This window comes from Gordonia sp. DT30, from assembly GCF_049844915.1.
Classification (GTDB): domain Bacteria; phylum Actinomycetota; class Actinomycetes; order Mycobacteriales; family Mycobacteriaceae; genus Gordonia.
Genome location: NZ_JBNCLY010000002.1, coordinates 233,645 through 252,980 on the forward strand (window position 1 = coordinate 233,645; position 19,336 = coordinate 252,980).

General features: G+C 65.5%; 16 protein-coding genes and 1 pseudogene. 14 read left to right on the plus strand and 3 right to left on the minus strand.

Going from position 1 to position 19,336, the window contains the following annotated elements; translation table 11 throughout:
- The first annotated feature begins 1 nt into the window (after position 1).
- Positions 2–919 (plus strand): tRNA pseudouridine(55) synthase TruB, encoded by a 918-nt coding sequence (gene truB / locus ACLQ3C_RS03050; RefSeq protein ID WP_425703315.1) that lies wholly within the window; start codon positions 2–4, stop codon positions 917–919.
- Positions 920–968: 49 nt separating this feature from the next.
- Here truB and ACLQ3C_RS03055 read toward each other — a convergent pair whose 3' ends face one another.
- A complete protein-coding gene (locus ACLQ3C_RS03055) occupies positions 969–1,694 on the minus strand; it encodes a metal-dependent transcriptional regulator (RefSeq protein ID WP_425703317.1) in 726 nt (241 codons plus the stop codon).
- A 173-nt stretch (positions 1,695–1,867) separates the two neighbouring features.
- Between ACLQ3C_RS03055 and ACLQ3C_RS03060 the strand changes: the two genes are divergently transcribed.
- The 13 genes and pseudogenes from ACLQ3C_RS03060 (at position 1,868) to ACLQ3C_RS03120 (ending at position 16,790) form a co-directional block, all read left to right on the plus strand.
- Entirely contained in the window at positions 1,868–2,836 is a 969-nt protein-coding gene (locus ACLQ3C_RS03060; protein ID WP_425703319.1) for a bifunctional riboflavin kinase/FAD synthetase, read from the plus strand.
- A gap of 155 nt (positions 2,837–2,991) precedes the next feature.
- On the plus strand, positions 2,992–3,261 hold the full coding sequence (rpsO, locus tag ACLQ3C_RS03065; RefSeq protein WP_425703321.1) for a 30S ribosomal protein S15: 270 nt from the start codon (positions 2,992–2,994) through the stop codon (positions 3,259–3,261).
- Positions 3,262–3,701: 440 nt separating this feature from the next.
- Positions 3,702–5,984: a polyribonucleotide nucleotidyltransferase gene (locus ACLQ3C_RS03070; protein WP_425703323.1), complete on the plus strand. Its 2,283-nt coding sequence runs from the start codon at positions 3,702–3,704 to the stop codon at positions 5,982–5,984.
- A 244-nt stretch (positions 5,985–6,228) separates the two neighbouring features.
- Positions 6,229–7,602, plus strand: a complete 1,374-nt coding sequence (locus tag ACLQ3C_RS03075; protein WP_425703325.1) for an NtaA/DmoA family FMN-dependent monooxygenase — start codon at positions 6,229–6,231, stop codon at positions 7,600–7,602.
- A 54-nt stretch (positions 7,603–7,656) separates the two neighbouring features.
- Positions 7,657–8,700, plus strand: a complete 1,044-nt coding sequence (locus ACLQ3C_RS03080) for an ABC transporter substrate-binding protein (RefSeq protein WP_425703327.1) — start codon at positions 7,657–7,659, stop codon at positions 8,698–8,700.
- Positions 8,697–9,524 (plus strand): ABC transporter ATP-binding protein, encoded by an 828-nt coding sequence (locus ACLQ3C_RS03085; RefSeq protein WP_425703329.1) that lies wholly within the window; start codon positions 8,697–8,699, stop codon positions 9,522–9,524. The genes ACLQ3C_RS03080 and ACLQ3C_RS03085 overlap by 4 nt, the downstream gene beginning before the upstream one ends.
- A gap of 1 nt (position 9,525) precedes the next feature.
- Complete coding sequence (locus ACLQ3C_RS03090) at positions 9,526–11,169, plus strand: ABC transporter permease (RefSeq protein ID WP_425703331.1); 1,644 nt, start codon at positions 9,526–9,528, stop codon at positions 11,167–11,169.
- 28 nt (positions 11,170–11,197) lie between these two features.
- Positions 11,198–12,571, plus strand: a complete 1,374-nt coding sequence (locus ACLQ3C_RS03095) for an NtaA/DmoA family FMN-dependent monooxygenase (protein ID WP_425703333.1) — start codon at positions 11,198–11,200, stop codon at positions 12,569–12,571.
- 104 nt (positions 12,572–12,675) lie between these two features.
- A complete protein-coding gene (locus ACLQ3C_RS03100; RefSeq protein ID WP_425703335.1) occupies positions 12,676–14,079 on the plus strand; it encodes an NtaA/DmoA family FMN-dependent monooxygenase in 1,404 nt (467 codons plus the stop codon).
- Positions 14,080–14,346: 267 nt separating this feature from the next.
- A pseudogene (locus ACLQ3C_RS03105) lies at positions 14,347–14,937 on the plus strand (amidohydrolase family protein); the annotation flags it as partial.
- Between the two features lie 68 nt (positions 14,938–15,005).
- A complete protein-coding gene (locus ACLQ3C_RS03110; RefSeq protein WP_425703534.1) occupies positions 15,006–15,485 on the plus strand; it encodes an amidohydrolase family protein in 480 nt (159 codons plus the stop codon).
- Positions 15,486–15,526: 41 nt separating this feature from the next.
- Complete coding sequence (locus ACLQ3C_RS03115; protein WP_425703337.1) at positions 15,527–16,012, plus strand: flavin reductase family protein; 486 nt, start codon at positions 15,527–15,529, stop codon at positions 16,010–16,012.
- Positions 16,013–16,022: 10 nt separating this feature from the next.
- The gene (locus ACLQ3C_RS03120) at positions 16,023–16,790 is read left to right on the plus strand and encodes an NRDE family protein (protein WP_425703339.1); all 768 of its coding nucleotides are present in this window, start codon (positions 16,023–16,025) and stop codon (positions 16,788–16,790) included.
- A 10-nt stretch (positions 16,791–16,800) separates the two neighbouring features.
- Here the strand turns inward: ACLQ3C_RS03120 and ACLQ3C_RS03125 are convergent, their stop codons facing one another.
- Both ACLQ3C_RS03125 and ACLQ3C_RS03130 read right to left on the minus strand, forming a co-directional pair.
- Positions 16,801–17,628, minus strand: a complete 828-nt coding sequence (locus tag ACLQ3C_RS03125) for a YcnI family protein (RefSeq protein WP_425703341.1) — start codon at positions 17,626–17,628, stop codon at positions 16,801–16,803.
- 17 nt (positions 17,629–17,645) lie between these two features.
- Complete coding sequence (locus tag ACLQ3C_RS03130; RefSeq protein ID WP_425703343.1) at positions 17,646–19,334, minus strand: copper resistance CopC/CopD family protein; 1,689 nt, start codon at positions 19,332–19,334, stop codon at positions 17,646–17,648.
- Between the last annotated feature and the right edge of the window lie 2 nt (positions 19,335–19,336).

Here is a 19,336-nt window from a genome sequence, read left to right on the forward strand (position 1 = left end):
GATGGCCGACGCATCCATCGAGAACGCCGGTCTGGTCATCGTCGACAAGTCGGCGGGCATCACCAGCCACGATGTGGTGTCACAGTGCCGCAAGATCTTCGGCACCCGCCGGGTGGGGCACGCGGGCACACTGGATCCGATGGCGACGGGGGTGCTCGTGGTCGGCATCGAGCGCGCCACGAAGTTGCTCGGCCTGCTCTCGCTCAACACCAAGTCCTACACGGCGACAATCCGATTGGGCGCGGCCACCGACACCGACGACCGCGAGGGCCAGATCATCGGTCGAGGCGACGTCGCAACGGTGACCGACGAGACCATCGCGGCAGCGGTGGCCGATCTCACCGGTGACATCTCGCAGGTTCCGGCCCGGGTGAGTGCGATCAAGGTCGACGGCCGCCGGGCCCATGCGCTCGCGCGCACCGGCGCCGAGTTCGACCTTGCGGCTCGACCGGTCACGGTGTCGCGCTTCGAGATTCGCGCGACGCACCGTGCCGACGATGACAGTGGAGAGGCGCGCTTTCTCGACCTCGACGTGGAGGTCGACTGCTCGTCGGGAACCTACATCCGCTCGCTCGCACGCGATCTGGGCGATGCGTTGGGGACCGGAGGTCATCTGACCGCGCTTCGGCGCACCTCCGTCGGACCGTTCATCCTCACGCACGCGCGCACTCTCGAAGAACTCGCCGAGGCTCCGGAGCTGTCGCTGACGATCGACCAGGCGGCACTGCTGTCGTTTCCACGACGCGATATCGACGACGACGAGGCCGAGTCGATCAGCCAGGGGCGGTGGCTGGTGCCGCTGGGCAACAAGGGAATTCACGTAGCGGTGGACCCGCGTGGGCAGGCGATCGCCCTCATCGACGAGCGGGGACGCCGGGCCAGCTCGGTGATGGTCGTGCGGCCGGCGACATTGCGCTGAACGTCATCGGACCCGGCCGAGGCGGCCGGGGAGAGAAAATGCGAGGCGCTCAGCCGGCCGGTATCAGGAAGATCGCGCGCGCGGCGATGTCGCCGAGATCGATGGGTGCGCCGTCGTTCACGCTGATCGCGATGGTGCCGGCGAACGGTCGTTTCTCGACGACGGTGAGGGCGCAGTCGAGCGCGACACCCATCTGGTCGAAGTACCGCAGCATCGCCGGATCGGTATCGGAGATCCGGGCGATGGTCCCGGAGTCGCCGACGTCGAGATCAGCAAGTGAACTGGCGTCGGGCGTGGGCACCGATCCGTCGACGGCGGGGATCGGGTCGCCGTGCGGATCGCGGCTGGGGAAGCCGAGTTTCGCGTCGAGGCGGGCCACGAGCCGGTCGGAGACAGCATGTTCGAGCACCTCGGCCTCGTCGTGCACCTCGTCCCACCCGTAGCCGAGTTCACGGACCAGGTAGGTCTCCAGCAGACGGTGCCGGCGCACCATCAACACCGCGGCCGCCCGCCCGCGGTCGGTGAGTGTCACCGCGCCGTAGCGCTCGTGGGACGCGAGGCCCTGATCGGCGAGCTTCCGGATCGATTCCGATGCGGTCGATGCCGATACGCCCATCTTGTCGGCGAGCAGTTTGGTGGTGACCTTGACGTCGGCCCACTCCTGGGATGTCCAGATGACCTTCAGGTAATCCTGCGTCACGGTCGACAGCGTGGCCACCGCGCGCTCGGTGTCGTCATCCCCACCACTGGTCGACGGCAGTCCTCTGTTGGGCATGGCCGCAAGCTTATGTGGCGATCGGCTCCAGATGCGAAGCAGTGCATGGCCGGGGCCGAGTCATCGGCGCGCGGACACCTCCGCTCCATCCGAATCGTTGGTGGGTTCCACCTCGTGTTCACTCGGCCGGTCGGTGCTGGTCTGGCGGTGGCGGTGGCCGTAGTCTGGTCGGCGTGTTGCGTTGGCGAGGTCTGGAGGACGTCCCCGCGGATTGGGGTCGGTGTGTGGTCACGATCGGCGTCTTCGACGGTGTGCACCGCGGGCATGCGGAATTGATCAGCGCCGCGACGCGGGCGGCGCGCGAGCGCGGCGTCCCGGCGGTGCTGATGACGTTCGACCCACATCCCGCGGAAGTCGTGCGGGCAGGTAACCATCCGCCGCAGCTCACCACATTGACGCGTCGTGCCGAACTCGCCGAGCAGCTCGGTATCGACGTCTTCTGTGTGATGCCCTTCACGCCGGAGTTGGCCTCGCGCACGCCCAAGGACTTCGCGCACGATGTGCTCGTCGAACGGCTGCACGCCGCCGATGTCGTGGTGGGTGCCAATTTCACCTTCGGGAAGAAGGCGGCCGGGGACGTCGCGAAACTCACCGAGCTGGGTGCGAAGTTCGGGTTCGCGGTACAGGCGGTATCGCTGTTCGGTGAAGATGCGGTGACCTACTCGTCGACCTACATCCGGTCGTGCGTGGCTGCCGGTGACGTGGAACGTGCCGCCGAGGCGCTCGGCCGCCCCCATCGGGTGGAGGGGGTGGTCGTCCGCGGCGACGGCCGTGGCCGCGAATTGGGTTTTCCGACAGCCAATGTCGCGCCGCCCATGCATGCGGCGATCCCGGCGGACGGGGTGTATGCAGCATGGTTCACCGTCCTCGGGGCCGGACCGGTGGTCGGCCAGGTGGTGCCCGGTGAGCGGTACGAGGCCGCGGTGTCGGTGGGCACCAACCCGACGTTTTCGGGGCGTACGCGCACCGTGGAGGCGTTCGTGCTCGACACCAGCGCCGACCTCTATGGGCAGCACGTCGCGGTCGACTTCGTCAGTCACATCCGGCCGATGGAACCGTTCGACAGCATCGACGATTTGATCACCGCGATGGCAGGCGACGTCGACAAGACACGCGTGATCCTCGCCGAGGCCGCGAACTGATCGTGCCCGTCGATTTGGGTGCGGCCGATTGCCGCTGGTAGATTGGCTCGTCGGCGTTGCTGCAGTCCGCGGTGGCACGCCGCCCCGAACCCGCCCTGGTGGGCGCGAGACGGGGATCAGAATTGTCGCGGCACTGAGAAATTAGGAGTATCTCCATGGCACTGACAGCTGCCGAGAAGAAGGAAATCCTGGGCCAGTACGGCCTGCACGAGACCGACACCGGCTCACCAGAAGCTCAGGTCGCGCTGCTGACCAAGCGCATCAGCGACCTCACCGAGCACCTCAAGGAGCACAAGCACGATCACCACAGCCGCCGCGGGCTGCTGCTGCTGGTCGGCCGTCGCCGTCGCCTGCTCAAGTACGTCGCCAAGGTCGACATCGCGCGCTACCGTTCGCTCATCGAGCGGCTCGGCCTGCGTCGCTGAACGGTCCGTCAGCGACTGTCGCTGCGCGATTGCATCCAGACATCGGAGACCCGGCCACCTTCACTGGAGGTGACCGGGTCTTTGGCGTATCGATGATAAGCTGGCGACGGAACGTTGCCGTGACGTGTGAGTCCACGGAAGTGATGACGAGCCAGATCGGTCCTCGGTAGTGGCCGCCGGAACACGAAGTTTCCGGCCGCTTCGATCGAAGGCCGTCTGAGCAGACAAGCGGGGCGCACAAGCGCGCCGATCACCTCCCGTCGACGATCGCACTCATGCGTGTTCCGGGCTGACGCATACGCGGGCACCGAGACGAGTCGACGATTGAGTGCCGTCTTCGCCCCGTTCGCCGATCAGTCGATATCCGCATAACGAAGGCCGCACGATGCGGCCACCCACGGCCGCCGGATGCGGCCGCAACGAAGGGATCAACACCCCACATGACCGATGTGACCACCACCGAAGATTTCACCGACTTCGACGAAACCATCACCGAGGCCACCGCTGTCATCGACAATGGCAGCTTCGGCACCCGCACCATCCGCTTCGAGACCGGCCGACTGGCCCAGCAGGCGGCCGGTTCGGTGACCGCCTACCTCGACGACGAGACCATGCTGCTCTCGACGACGGCGGCGTCCAAGCACCCCAAAGAGCACTTCGACTTCTTCCCCCTCACCGTCGACGTCGAGGAGCGGATGTATGCCGCCGGGCGCATCCCGGGCTCGTTCTTCCGCCGCGAAGGCCGTCCCTCGACCGATGCGATCCTGACCTGCCGCCTGATCGACCGGCCGCTGCGGCCGACGTTCGTCGACGGCCTGCGCAACGAGATCCAGGTCGTCGTGACCGTGCTCAGCCTCGACCCCAAGGACCTCTACGACGTCGTCGCGATCAACGCGGCGTCGGCCTCCACCCAGCTCGGCGGTCTGCCGTTCTCCGGCCCGGTCGGTGGCGTGCGTGTCGCGCTCGTCCCCACCGAGGAGAACAAGGCCGGCCAGTGGGTGGCATTCCCGACCGTCGAGCAGCTCGCCGGCGCCGTGTTCAACATGGTCGTCGCCGGCCGCATCGTCTCCGGCAGCGGTGACGATGCCGACGTCGCGATCATGATGGTCGAGGCCGAGGCCACCGAGAACGTCATCGAGATCATCGCCGGCGGTGCGCAGGCGCCGACCGAGGCGATCGTCGCCGAGGGCCTCGAGGCCGCCAAGCCGTTCATCGCGCGTCTGTGCGAGGCACAGAAGTCGCTGGCAGCCGCCGCGGCCAAGGAGACCGCCGAGTTCCCGCTGTTCCCGCCGTATGAGTCCGACGTCTTCGACGCCGTGTCCGCCGCGGCCACCGAGAAGCTCTCGCAGGTTCTCACCATCGCGGGCAAGCAGGAGCGCGACGAGAAGACCGACGAACTCAAGGCGCAGATCCTCGATCAGCTCGCCGGGCAGTTCGAGGGACGCGAGAAGGAGATCGGTGCGGCCTTCCGCTCGGTCACCAAGAAGCTTGTGCGTCAGCGCATCCTGACCGATCACTTCCGCATCGACGGGCGCGGCATCACCGACATCCGGTCGTTGTCGGCCGAGGTCGCGGTCATCCCGCGTGCCCATGGCAGTGCACTGTTCGAGCGTGGCGAGACCCAGATCCTCGGTGTCACCACCCTGGACATGGTCAAGATGGCCCAGCAGATCGATTCGCTGACGCCGGAGACCTCCAAGCGCTACATGCATCACTACAACTTCCCGCCGTATTCGACCGGTGAGACCGGTCGCGTCGGGTCTCCGAAGCGCCGCGAGATCGGCCACGGTGCCCTCGCCGAGCGTGCCCTGGTGCCGGTCCTCCCGAGTGTCGCGGAGTTCCCGTACGCGATCCGTCAGGTCTCCGAGGCGCTGAGCTCCAACGGCTCGACCTCGATGGGTTCGGTCTGCGCCTCGACCATGTCGCTGCTGAATGCCGGTGTGCCACTGCGTGCTCCGGTGGCAGGTATCGCGATGGGTCTGGTCTCCGACACCGTCGACGGCGAAACCCGCTATGTTGCCCTGACCGATATTCTCGGCGCCGAAGATGCCTTCGGCGACATGGACTTCAAGGTCGCGGGCACCAAGGACTTCGTGACCGCGCTGCAGCTCGACACCAAGCTCGACGGCATCCCGAGCCACGTGCTCGCCGGTGCGTTGAACCAGGCCAAGGATGCCCGGTTGACGATCCTCGACGTGATGTCCGAGGCGATCGACGAGCCCGACGAGATGAGCCCGTACGCGCCGCGGATCACCTCCATCAAGATTCCGATGGACAAGATCGGTGAGCTGATCGGGCCCAAGGGCAAGACGATCAACACGATCACCGAGGAGACCGGCGCCAACATCTCCATCGAGGACGACGGGACCGTCTTCATCGGTGCGACCGACGGCGTTTCGGCGCAGGCGGCAATCGACCGCGTCAACGCGATCGCCAATCCGCAGCTGCCCAAGGTGGGCGAGCGCTTCCTCGGCACAGTGGTCAAGACCACCGCCTTCGGCGCGTTCGTCTCACTACTGCCGGGCCGCGATGGCCTGGTGCACATCTCCAAGCTCGGTAAGGGCAAGCGCGTCAACAAGGTCGAGGACGTCGTGAACGTCGGCTCGAAGTTGCGCGTGGAGATCGCCGACATCGACGAGCGCGGCAAGATCAGCCTCATCCCGGTCGACGACGACGCCAAGAACGACGCGCCGGCCGACGACAAGGCGACTGCCGACGCCTGATCGACAGGGGGCCTCCGCCCCTGAGCCACAGGTAAACGCCACAGGCCGCCGTCATCATGACGGCGGCCTGTGGCGTTTGTTGTGGAGCGGCCTGGGAGCCGGTGCCGCCAGCTGAGTTTCGTGTTCGTTACGTTCCTGAAAATCAAGCTCCTCTCTGTTGCGTGCGGGTCTGAGCACTTGCAAAATCGATTCGGCACAACGTCGTGCAATTCATTCACCATCTAGGTCATGAGGAGCACCCCAGGTGCCGCAGGCTGCAAAGACACTCTCTCTCGGCGCATTCGAGATCATGTGCCCCAACTTCTTGAGTAATGCGTGGTCGCATGCCCGCAGCGATACCCGGGACTTCGACACGCTCGGGTACTGGCAGGATCTGGCACGCCGTCTCGATGCCGGTGGTTTCGACTACCTGTTCTTCGCCGACGCGAGTGGCTATCCGATGGATGGCGACGACGTGCCCGAAGTGGTCATCCGTGAGGCCGTCCAGTTCCCGGTCCTCGACCAGATGTCGTTGATCTCCGGGCTTGCGGCGACGGTACCGCGGTTGGGTTTCGTGGTCACCGCGTCCACCACCATCGAGCGTCCCTACATCCACGCACGCCGCTTCTCGACCCTCGACCATCTGACCGCCGGACGCATCGGCTGGAACATTGTCACCTCCGACATGCAGGAGTCGCTGGTCAAGCTCCTCGGCGAGCCCTCGGTTGTCCGTCACGACGAACGATACGACCGCGCAACAGAATTCGTCGAACTATGCCTGCAGCTCTGGGAAACTGCCTGGGACGACGGCGCTTTCGTGTTCGACAAGCGAGCACGGACGGCCATCGACCCCTCACATGTTCATCGGCTCAAGTATCAGGGCAAGTTCCACGCCTTCGACGGGTACTACCCCGTCAACCCGTCGCGGCAGCGCACCCCTGCGCTGTTCCAGGCCGGAAGTTCACCACGTGGGCTGCGTTTTGGTGGCGACTTTGCCGAATGCGTCTTCATCCAGAAGCGGGATAGCGCCTCGACACGCGCCATGGTCGACGCCGTACGTTCGGCTGCGGCCGAGTCGGGCCGGGCCCGTGACTCGGTCAAGGTCATCAACAGTGTCTCGGTCGTCGTCGCCGACACCGAGGAACGCGCACACGAGATCCGCGCCGAACTCGAGGCGACCCCGTCGATCGAGGCATTGGCGGCCCATTACCTGGGGTACAGCAGCATCAACCTGATGAACCGGCCGCGCAACAGCACACTCGACGGCGCGCGTTCGGAGAACGGGCAGTCGTCGGCGGCCAAGTACCAGAACGGCGCTGCCAGTCCGACGGTGGGGGAGATCTTGGCGGGCCTGCCCAAGACCACCGGCGGCCTCAAGATCACCGGAACTCCCGAACATGCTGCCGAACAACTCATCACCGTTGGCGCACAAGCAGATCTGGACGGATTCCTGATAGAGCGGACGTTCGGCGGGGTCGACTGCTATGACGACTTCATCGAGCGTGTGATGCCGATCCTCCGTGACCGGGGTGCAATCCCCGAGGCGCCGGCGGATGGCACGCTGCGTGAACGACTGACGGGTTCTGCCGATCTCCGGCTTCCGGGCTCGGTCCGGGACGCGGGTCTACCGCCTGCCTGACCAGGGCGTCTTGCCCACACCGATCGTATCCCCCTGAATCTCCGAGGAGACCTTGTGTTCGAAACCACCAACAGTGCCCGTCGTCGGAAGCGACGCGTACTGACCACAGTCGTCGCCGTGTTGGCGGCGACGTTGACCGTGTTGCTCGCCGCGTGTTCGGGAGGAGGCTCGGGTGACGACGGAAACGGCTACCGCGCGAGTATCCAGCTGGGATGGCTGCCGAATATCGAGAACGGGTCATTCGTCTACGCCGACCAGAAAGGCTTCTATCACGATGAGGGTGTCGACGCGCGCATTCTCGCGGGCGGGCCTCAGGTGGCCATCGACGCCCAGGTGACGAGTGGGAAAGCACTCGTCGGCCTGTTCAGCAGTGAGTCGCTGGCCAATGCGGTTCTCAACGGTGCGCCGCTGGTCGCCGTGTCCGCGATCTATCAGTACTCGTCCTTTGGCTATGTCACGCTCAAGAATTCGGGCATCACCGATCCACATCAGTTCGAGGGCAAACGCCTGGGTGTGGCGGCCAACGACCGCACCACCGTGCCATTCCTCAAGTCCATCGGGGTGAACACCGATTCCATCACGTTGGTTCCGGTTGACGGTTCGCCCACCCCATTGGTGAACCACGACGTCGACATCAGCACTACGCCAAAGGGCAACATTCCGGTGGCGTTGGCAGACAAGGGCATCCAGACCAATTTCATTCCGGTGGCCGATTACGGCTACAACCGGTGGTCGAGTGTTCTTGTCGTTCGTAAGGATTCGTTGTCGGATCCGAAGAAGCTCAAGGCGATCAAGGGCATCATCGCCGCGACCCAACGCGGCTCTCAGGCATTCATCGACAATCCCGATGACGTCGGGAAGGTGGTGTATGACGCCTACGGTGCGAAGCAGGGACTGACCGAGCAGTCGCAGATCGACGGCGCCAAGGTGTGGGCAGGGTTGATCACGCAGGGCCAGCAGCTCTATCACGGCAAACTCACCGAGATCACCGATGGTGGTATCGCGACCAATCAGCAATTGATCGACCGGATTCTGAAGGTCAACCTCGACGCGCACAAGATGTTCGATCAGTCGGTGGCGCAAGGGGTGTTGAAGTGAGTGTCGAGGTGTCCGGCGGCCCGGGTCGGGCCGAGTCGCCGACGCCGCTGGGTACCGGGCTGGTGGCAGCCAAGGTGACCCGCGAGTTCCGGGGACGTCACGGTGTCGTCGCCGCGCTCGACGGGGTGTCGTTCCCGACGGCGGCGGGGTCGTTCACCACGTTGATCGGCCCGTCGGGGTGTGGCAAGTCCACATTGTTGCGGATGTTCGCGGGTCTGGATGATCCGACGACGGGATCGGTGGCGGTACTCGGTGATTCACCGCACAAGGCGCAACGCGATCATCGGATCGGTGTGGCTTTCCAGGACGCGGCGTTGTTGCCATGGCGCACCGTGGAAACCAATATCGCTCTCCCGCTGCAGGTCGCAGGGCGCAAGGTCGACCCGAAGCTCATCGCCGATCTGATCGCATTGACCCGGCTGACCGGATTCGAGAAGGCCCGGCCGGCGCAGTTGTCGGGCGGGATGCGCCAGCGTGTGGCGATCGCGCGGGCGCTGGTGCTCGAACCCGAGGTGTTGTTGCTCGACGAACCGTTCGGGGCGCTTGACGATATGACCCGGCACCAGATGAATATCGAATTGCAGCGGATCTGGACCGAACGGCCGTCGACCACGCTGCTGGTGACGCATTCGCTGACCGAAGCGGTGTTCCTCAGCGACGAGATCGTGGTGATGGCCGCGCGACCGGGCCGGGTGGTCGACCGTGTCGGTATCGAGCTGGATCGCCCGCGGACCGCCGAGGTGCGGCAGTCCCCGGAGTTCCACGCCTACGCCGACGACTTGTCGCAGAAGTTGCAGCGGGCGACCCACGCACAGGAGGCATGAGGTGGCGGTCCTCAACGCGTTGGCGACGCCACCCCGGCGCATCGCCGGTGTGAACTGGCGAAGCGTCGGGATCCCGATCGCCTTGATCGTCGGTGCGGTGGCGGTGTGGGCGGCGATCACCGCGGTGGTCGGGGCCACGACGATCCCGTACCCGTGGTCGATCATCGCGACCATGATCGACGACTGGCCGCTGCTGTGGGACAACACCACGAGCACCCTGTACACCGCGGTGTGCGGACTCCTCGCCGCGGTCGTGGTGACGACGGTCCTCGGGGCGGTGTCGTTCGCGTTGCCGTTCAGCCGGCCGGTGGTGGTCAGCCTTGCCACCGTCGTACACGTCATCCCGATCGCCGCGGTGGCCCCGATCGTGGTGGTCGCGGCCGAGCCCGAGATGGCGCGCATCATCGTCGCGGCGCTACTGGTGTACTTCCCACTGCTGATCGGTGTGCTGCTGGGCCTCAACTCGGTCGATACGCGCGCCATGGACGTCATCACCGCCAGCGGCGGAGGCTCGTGGGCGCAACTGCGCCGGGTGCGATTCGCCTCGGCCTTGCCGCACATCATCGCCGGACTCCAGATCGGTGTCCCCGCCGCGGTCGTGGGCGCGATGCTGGGTGAGTTCTTCGGTTCCGAAGAAGGGCTGGGCGCAATTCTGCTCGTCGCGCAGCAGCAGTTCTTCGTCAACCGCGTCTGGGCCATCGGACTGCTCGCCGGTCTCATCGCGACCGCGGGCTTCGGCCTGGTCACCCTTGTCGCCAGGATCGCTGTGCCGTGGGCGGGGGAGGACGTCACCGTCGGGACCTCGGTGGCCGGCGGCGCCGGGCACCGCCTGGGGCCCGCCAAAACGGTGCTCGCGGCAGTGGCGTCCTTCGTGTTGATCATCGGCTTCTGGTACAGCCTGCGCTACGTCTTCGGGTTCGACTCGTACTTCGTCCGGACCCCCGACGAAGTGATCCGCTTCATGATCAGCGGCGATCCGAACGGAGTCGCGGCCGCATCGTCGCTGACCGACCGGGGAGGCCCGACCGGATTCTGGGGCTCGTTCCGAACCGCGCTGGGACAGACAATAGTTCACGCCGCCGTCGGGTTCGTGTGCGGCATCGTCGTGGCCGTACTCGCCGCCATCATGGCCGTCGCCGCGCCGAGTGTGGGCAGACCATTCACCGCGGTGGCCACCGTCGTCCGGTCGATCCCGCTGCTCGCGATGACACCGGTGATCGTGCTGGTCTTCGGACGCGGTCTGATCGCGGTCACCGTGATCATCGTCCTCATCACGTTCTTCCCGACGATGGTCAACGTGATCGCCGGACTGCGTGGCGCACCCGCCACCACAGGCGACGTCATCCGCGCCAGCGGTGGCCGCAACGTCGACGTCGCCCGCTACACACAACTGCTGTACTCGGTCCCGTCGATCATCGCCTCGGTACGAATCGCCGTACCGGCCGCGATCAGCGGCGCGATGCTGGCCGAATGGCTCGCCACCGGCGACGGCGTGGGATACATGATCGCGCTCGCATCGGTACACGGCCAATACCTGCAACTGTGGACCGTCAGCGCACTGATGGTGGTCCTCGTCCTCATCCTGTACGGACTCCTCGGCGCCATCAGCGCAGTGATCAGCCGACGAATCGGCATCGCAGATTAGCATCGCGCGTTTCCTCGCTAGGAGAATTATGAAAAGAATTGGATTGGGCGCATTCGAGACGGTGCGGCCCATCAACGGGAACAAGATCGCATGGACGCATCCGCAGAGCCGGCATCTGGAATACGCCTCATTGGGATTCTGGATGGATATGGCACGTATGATGGATCGCGCGGGGTTCGACTTTCTCTTCTTCGCTGACACGTATAGCTATCCCACAAGTGGTGATCACGCGAATCCGGCGTCCATCAGGCAGGGTGGATTCCCCAATCTCGAGGCGCAGATGTTGATCCCGGCGCTGGCATCGGTGACGGAGAGCCTCGGGCTCGTCTACACCACGGCGACCGGACTCGACCATCCGATCCAGATGGCGCGTCGACTTGCCAGCCTTGACCATTTGTCCAACGGCCGGGTGGGTTTGAACATGGTGACCGGAAATGGGCCGGATGTCGTGAAGATGCTCTTCGGACATGAGTCGATGCGAGACCACGAGTTGCGATATGCGCGAACGAACGAATACATCGATCTCTGCCTGAGGTACTGGGAGGGCTGCTGGGAGGACGACGCGGTACGGGTCGATGTCGACCAGCTCGTGTACGCCGATCCCGCGAAAGTTCATCGGATCGACTTCGAAGGAAAGTACTACCGAACCAACGGGTACCTCACGGTCGAGCCGTCGCCTCAGCGCACTCCGACCCTCTTCCAGGCGGGGACCTCGGATACCGGAAAGGATTTCGCCGCTCGGTACGCGGAGTGCATCTTCGTCAAATCCGATGCGCTCGACCGTACCGCGGCGACGGTGTCCGATATCCGTCGGCGTGCTGAGGGCTTTGGGCGCGACAGCAACGACATCAAGATGTTCTGCAGCGTGAGTATCGTCTCGGGGCCGACAACCGAGGATGCGTGGGCGTTTCGCGACGAGGTGCAGTCGCTGCAGACCGATGAGACCGTCGCGGCACTGTATCGGAACCTCTCCGGGATCGACCTCCTCGAACTCGATGAGAACCTGCCACTCACCCAACGCGCGGACGGAATGGCGCTCGGCGAGCTGAACCAGAGCGATGTGGCGCGCTATCTGCCGCGAGATGGCGAGTCCGGTCCGACGGTTCGCGAGATTCTCGAGGATCTGAAAGGTGCAAACCCGAGCGATTGGGTGATCATCGGTGACGGCGCAGAAGTCGCCGACAAGATGGAGCACATCGTCGATACCACCGACATCGACGGGTTCATGCTCTCGCCGGCCGTCGACATCGCCGAATTGCAGCGATTTGCCGATCACGCCCTACCCGAACTCCGACGACGTGGGCGTCGCGAGGAGCCGGGTGGCCCGACGTTCCGGGAGCGGATGTTCGGGCATGCCCATCTCAAGGGGACTCATCCCGGTGCGGCACACCGGGTGTCGTGACACCCGAGTGCACACCGACGCACGACGATACGGCTCGTGCGACGAAGGACGCCCACGGATGATTCACCATCGACGAACAGAACTGATGCGAGAGAAGGAAGAACTTGACACAGAAACGGATCGGTCTCGGTGTCTTCGAGTCGCCGCGCCCACAGAACGGGAACAAGATCGGGTGGACGCATCCGATGAGCAGACATCAAGAATATGCCTCGCTCGGGTTCTGGTGCGATATGGGGCGGATGCTCGATGATGCCGGATTCGACTTCCTGTTCTTCGCGGACGGTTACGGCTATCCCATGACCGATGATGGATACGCGAACGAGATCTCGGTTCGCCAGGGTGGTTTTGCCGGTGTGGAGTCGCAGATGATCATTCCGGCGCTGGCGCAGGTGACGCGCAACCTGGGCCTGGTCTACACCACACCCACAGGACTCGACCATCCGATCCAGATGGCGAAACGCCTTGCCACACTGGATCATTTCACGAACGGCCGGGTCGGTCTGAACATGGTGACCGGTTCCGGACAGGACACGATCGCGCAGCTGTTCGGCCATGATGCCATGCGGGGACACGAGCTGCGGTATTCCCGCATGCGGGAATACATGGATTTGTGCCTCAACTACTGGGAGGGGTGCTGGGACGACGACGCGGTGATCAGGGATACCGGAGCGGTCACCTATGCCGACCCCGACAAATTGCGACGTATCGAGCACGACGGCGAGTACTACCGGACGAAGGGATATCTGGCTGTTGAGCCGTCGCCCCAACGGACACCCCTGCTGTTCCAGGCAGGCACGTCGCAGACCGGACGGGCCTTCGCCGCGAAGTATGCCGAATGCGTGTTCGTGAAATCGGACAGCCTGTCGGCGACCGCCGAGGCCGTGGCCGACATCCGGCATCGAGCAGAACTCGCCGGTCGCGCTCCCGATGATCTGAAGATGTTCTGCAGCATCTCCATCACCGCGGGCGCGACCACCGCCGACGCCCAGGAATTCCGGCGAAGTGTTCTGGCGCAGCAGACCGACGAGACCGTGGCGGCGGTATACCGCAACCTCGCCGGTATAGATCTTCTGGCGCTCGATCCCGATCGTCCGCTCACCCAGCGTGCCGACGGTGCCTCACTCGGAGAACTGAATCAGAGCGATGTCGCGCGGTATCTCCCGCAGAACGGAGAGCCCGGACCGACGGTGCGCGAGATCCTCGACGACCTCAAGGGCGCCACCCCCAGCGACTGGGTCATCGTCGGCGACGGCGCGGAGGTGGCCGACAAGATGGAACACATCGTCGACACGACCGACCTCGACGGCTTCATGCTCTCGCCTGCCATCGACATCGCCGAACTCGGCCGCTTCGTCGAGTACGCGTTGCCCGAACTCGAACGGCGGGGGCGCCGGGACCCGTTGCACGGGACCACACTGCGTGAACGACTGTTCGGTCACTCCCGGCTGAGCCCGACACACCCTGGCGGGGCGTATCGCTTCGTCCCCGGTCAGACGACCGTCTCGTAGTGCCGAGTCGTTCGGCTCACCGATCCCGAAAGGGGTGCCATGAACACCGCTGATCTGGTTATCCAGAATGCATTCGTCGTGACCTTCGACCAAGACCGAAGTGTCCATGACGACGGTGGCATCGCGATCAGGAACGGAACGATCGTCGATGTGGGTAGGACCGTCGACGTGTTGCAGCGGTGGACGCCGGCCGAGCGGATCTTTGCCGGCGGGAAGATCGCCATCCCGGGGCTCACGGATGCTCATGTGCACACCGCGCAGACGTTGATGCGCGGACTCTTGGCCACTCTCGGGCAGCAAAGATCGCTGCGTGTGCCGACGTGGCGTGAATACCTGGTGCCGTTCGAGGCCGCACTCTCGCCCGACGATGTGGAGTTATCGGGATTGCTTGCCTACACAACCATGCTGGCCACCGGGACCACGTCATTCTTCGAGGCCGGCGGACCGCATCCGGAAGCGATGGCGACCGCGGCGCTCGCCACCGGCATTCGCGGGTCGGTCTCGGTGTCCACGATGGACGGCGGCGCCCGACTGCCCGGCTCGATGGTGGTGTCGACCGAGCGCGCCCTGACCCAGAACGTCGAACTGGTGGAGAACGGGCCCGCGAAACCGGACGGCTCCACCAGGGTGAGCGCAGGAATGTCGCTGCGGCAGATCATCTCCGGCACGCCGGAGTTGATCGTCGATATCCATCGTGAGGCCGCCGTACGCGGTGTGAAGGTGCACACGCACCTCGTCGAGGGAACCTACGAGATCGACTTCGCGCTCGAACGTTATGGCAGGCGACCGATCGAGTTCTTGATCGGGCTGGGGGTGTTCACTCCGACATTGCACGGAGCGCATTCGGTGCTCGCCAATGGTCATGATGTGGAATTGTTTGCCCGACACGGTGTTTCCGCGGCTCACTGTGCAAAGGGAACTACGCGATCGGACGGCCGCCGGCCTTGGACATGTGGCGTCGCGGCGTGGCGATCGGGCTGGGCACCGATGGCGTCTCGACCCTCGGCACGCTCGACCTCTTCCGGGTCGCAATGTTGGTCCGAATCGGTCAGCAGCACATCTACGCGACTCCCGTACACAATCGGAACGGCGTGTCGGCCCGGGAACCGCTCGAGATGGCGATCGTGGGTGGTGCGCGCGCGATGGGGACCGGGGAGCACACCGGCGGTCTCGAGGTCGGCAAGCGTGCCGACGTGGTCTTGCTCGCCACCGACGGACCGGACGCTGCCGGCTATGCGTCGGAGACGGTGTTTCTCTACGAATGTGCAAGTGGCCGCGACGTTCACACCGTCCTCGTCGACGGGAGGGTAGTGGTCAAGGATCGTGAGGTGCTCACCGCCGACACCGCTGAGATCCGCATGCGGGCGCGGGCACGGCAGAACGAGCTGTCGAAGGTGCTGCAGTGAATCGGGAAGCGTCGAGCCCAATCGATGTGACGACTACGCCGATGCCGGCCGACTCGGCGGCGATCAGGTCGGCGTTCTCCCGATTCCCTTCGGGTATCGCCGCATTGTGCGCCGCCGTCGAGGGCGAGCCGGTCGCGTTGGTGGCATCGTCCTTTCAGGTGGGGATCTCCCTGGATCCACCCCTGGTCCTGTTCTCCGTCCAGCAGTCGTCGACGACCTGGCCTCGCCTTCGTCGAGCGACTCACCTGGGCGTGAGCATCCTCGGCGCCGATCACGGGGAGATCTGCGCTCAGCTCGCCGCGAAGGACAAGTCGGCGAGGTTCAAGGACATCGAGACGATCGTCGATGCAGACAGCGCGGTGTTCCTTCCGAATTCGGCGCTTCTTATGAAGTGCAGTATCAGGTCGGAGACGGCAGCCGGTGACCATCGACTCATACTGCTCGAGGTGCTTGGCGTACGGGCCGACACCCGTGTCGAGCCGTTGATCTTCCATGGGTCGGAGTTCCGGGGGCTCGATCGTCGGTAGCCTTGCCTGCGTGTGCCTGATCCTGTTCGCCCTCGATGCCCATCCGCGCTTTCGGCTGGTGCTGGCCGCCAATCGCGACGAGTTCTTCGCGCGCCGCACCGAGCCGGTACATCGGTGGCCGGATCTGCCGGTGATCGGTGGACGGGACCTTGCGGCCGGTGGAACATGGATGGGGATCTCGACCCTCGACTCGCATCGGTTGGCCGCGGTCACCAACGTGCGCGACGGTATTGCACAACCGTTGCCGGACAAGCGGTCCCGCGGCGCGCTGCCGGTCGACTTCCTGACGACGGACGCGCCGGCATCGGGGATGTGTGCGGCATTTGTCGCGCACGCCGGTGACTACGCACCGGTGAACCTGTTGCTCGATGATGGCGTCGAAATGCATTGGGCGACGAACCATCCTGGCGCAGCCCCGGCCGAAGCGACGACGAGCCGGGTCGCACCGGGACTGCACGGGGTGTCCAACGGGCTACTCGACGAACCGTGGCCCAAGATCACACGCGGCGTACAGGCGCTCCGGGAGAACCTCGAAGCCGAGCCGACGGTGCTGCTGAACATGCTGCACGACACCACAATCGCCGACGACACTCATCTTCCGCATACGGGTGTGCCGGTGGCGCAGGAACGCGCGTTGTCGGCGATGTTCGTCGAGATGGGCGACTATGGCACGCGGGCGAGCACAGTCGTGCGCATCGACCACGACGGTCACGGCGACATCACTGAACGGCGTTACCCGTACGGCGAGCCCCCGCGCACGGTGACCATCGATTTCTGAGACGCCGACGTCAGCTGGACGAGCCGATCCTCTCCTCGTCCGTATCGGGCAAATGCTCGGAGGCGGTGTCGGTTTCGGCTGACACCACCGCGGTGCGGCCGGCGGCCGCACCGCTACGGCGCCACAGCAGTGCGATGCCCACCAGGGCGGCGAGTGCGAGCGCCACACCGACCACCGACACCGCCTGCCACCACCCGGATGACGATGACGAGGACCCGTCACTCTGCGTGGCCGCCTCGTCGATGGATGCTTCCTCGGCTCCGTGGGCGTCGACGGCGCCGTGCTCGCCCGCGGCGGCCGGCGCGAGTGTGACCACCGGCGCCGGATGTTCCGGCTCCGGCTGGCCCGCTGCGGCGACCTCGTTCCACGAAACGATCGTGCCGTTGCCGTATCGCTGTTCGGTGGGGAGGCTGATCGACGTCGTGTTCTTCGGCCACGGCCCGCCGGAGAAGGTGAACTGCCCGAATTCGCTGGGCCGGAGTCCGTTCTCGGGAGTCGCCGCCTGCCAGGTGATACGGGAGATCCGTTGCGATCCGGTCGTTTCGGTGCGGTCGATGGTCGCGGTCCAGCCCGGGATCGGCAGGGTTCGCACCGATGTCAGATCGACGCCGTCGGGAATGGTGGCCGTGACGCCGACGGTGGGGGAGTTGTCGTCCTCGCTGGGCACGAGCAGCCGGACCTGACCGTAGCGGCCCTGGGTCGGCGACGTTCCCGGATCGACGGTGACGTGGGCGGAGGCCGCCGGCGCGGCGGTGAGCATCGCAAGGCCGCACAGTGTGGCGACCACCAGCATCACTCGACGCGGTGTGTGCCGCCACGTTCGTCGGGTCGTACTCATCGATCTTCTCCTTGCTCTCAGATGACGGGGTAGGTGAAGCCACCGACGTACACAAGCGAATCCTGGTAGCCGGGGACGACTTTGAGGGTTCCGGACCAATCTCCGGTGGTGGGGACGTTGACTGCGGGACTGACAAAGGTGACCGACGCGGCTCGGCCCTGCTCGATCGATCCCGGCAGTCGGTACACGAACTCGACAGGCAGTGATGCCACACCGGCATCCGCATTGCGCAACGAGAGTTCGATCCGTTGCGGCGGCGGGGTGCCCGGAGTGCGCGGAATGACGGTGACCCGGAAGGTCTGCGGACCGCGCCGAGCGGGTCCGACGTCGACGTCGACCCGGTATCCGCCCACCGCGAGTTCGGCGCTGCGGGTCGGCGCGTAGGTGGTCGCGGCCGGTGCGACCGAGGACAGGAGCCCGGCCACGATCACGATGACAGCGCCGAGGAGAGCTTCGACGGCGACGCGAGACCTGATGCGCGGTGACGGAGCCGGCGAGCTGTTCGCCGTCACGGTGGGGCGGGCGATCCGGCGGTGCGCGGTCCACCCGACGACCAGCGCCGCGGCGACCAGGACGACCTTGACGATCAGGATCTGTCCATAGGTGGTCTCGAACAGCGCCGCGGGATGGCGCACCTGGACCACGGACTGCACGATCCCGGTCGCGACGAGTGCCGCCACACTCACCGCGGCATAACGCGACCACGACGGCAGTCGACCCGCGAGGGCCGGCGTGAGTCGATCACGCCAGAGGAACCAGCCGAGAACGACGAGCCCGCCGATCCACGTGACCATTGCGAGCACGTGCACGAGGGTCGTGGCGAAGCGCCACCACTGAGCGTTGCCGCCGTGCCCGTTGCGGACCACCGTCGCGAGTACCAACAGTGCGAGTACGCCCTCGAACGCCCACCATGCGCGCGCCCACGCGGCCCCTCGGCGCACACCACGCGGCGGTGGGATCGTGAGGATCAACATCAGCAACGCGGCGATACGCACATACACCGCGACCGCATAGGACGACGACGCGAAATCTGTCAGGCCGGCCCACGTGGGTCCGCCGGGGATCGCCGAAGCATCCCAACGGTATTGCGTCAGGATCTGTGCGAGCGATATCCCGACAGCCAGACCACCGCAGATTCGCGCCAGCCGCCACACGGCCCGTCGCCGTCGGCGCGAGGCGCCGAGCAGCAGTGTCATCGGGATCGTGCCGAGTGCGCCGATCAAGGCGAGGTACAACGCTCCGGTGACGATTCCGGTGGTCGATCCCCACGCGGCGCTGGGCGATCGGCCGGGTGGTGGGGGCAGCGTGATCGCCGGGACGCCGTAACCGAATTGGATGGACCCACCCACGGGGTGGGTGTCGGCGGAGACCACCGACCAACTCGCAATATAGGTGTTCTCGGCGAGCGGAGATCGCAGACCGATCAGCAGTGTCCGGCCACCGTCGACGAGTCGGGCCGAGCCGTCGTCCACCGCGACCCCGGACGAATCGAGCACGCTGACACCACGATTGGCGGCCGGCAACGAGACCGGTTCGTCGAACTCGATTCGGACCTCATGCGGCGGTGAGGTGACTTCGGCACCGTTGGATGGCGTGGTGGCGACGGTGACCGCATGCGCCGACGCCACCGATGCCGTCGCCGTGAGCGCCGAGGCGACAGTCAGGACACCCGCTGCCGCCAGCAGGCACAGGAGAAGCCGACGCACCT

Bases quoted from the DNA above. Each gene is read 5' to 3' on its own strand.
- ACLQ3C_RS03095 (WP_425703333.1), top strand. From the start codon at position 11,198: ATGAAAAGAATTGGATTGGGCGCATTCGAGACGGTGCGGCCCATCAAC.
- rpsO (WP_425703321.1), top strand. From the start codon at position 2,992: ATGGCACTGACAGCTGCCGAGAAGAAGGAAATCCTGGGCCAGTACGGC.
- truB (WP_425703315.1), top strand. From the start codon at position 2: ATGGCCGACGCATCCATCGAGAACGCCGGTCTGGTCATCGTCGACAAG.
- ACLQ3C_RS03055 (WP_425703317.1), bottom strand. From the start codon at position 1,694: ATGCCCAACAGAGGACTGCCGTCGACCAGTGGTGGGGATGACGACACC.
- ACLQ3C_RS03125 (WP_425703341.1), bottom strand. From the start codon at position 17,628: ATGAGTACGACCCGACGAACGTGGCGGCACACACCGCGTCGAGTGATG.
- ACLQ3C_RS03070 (WP_425703323.1), top strand. From the start codon at position 3,702: ATGACCGATGTGACCACCACCGAAGATTTCACCGACTTCGACGAAACC.
- ACLQ3C_RS03115 (WP_425703337.1), top strand. From the start codon at position 15,527: ATGCCGGCCGACTCGGCGGCGATCAGGTCGGCGTTCTCCCGATTCCCT.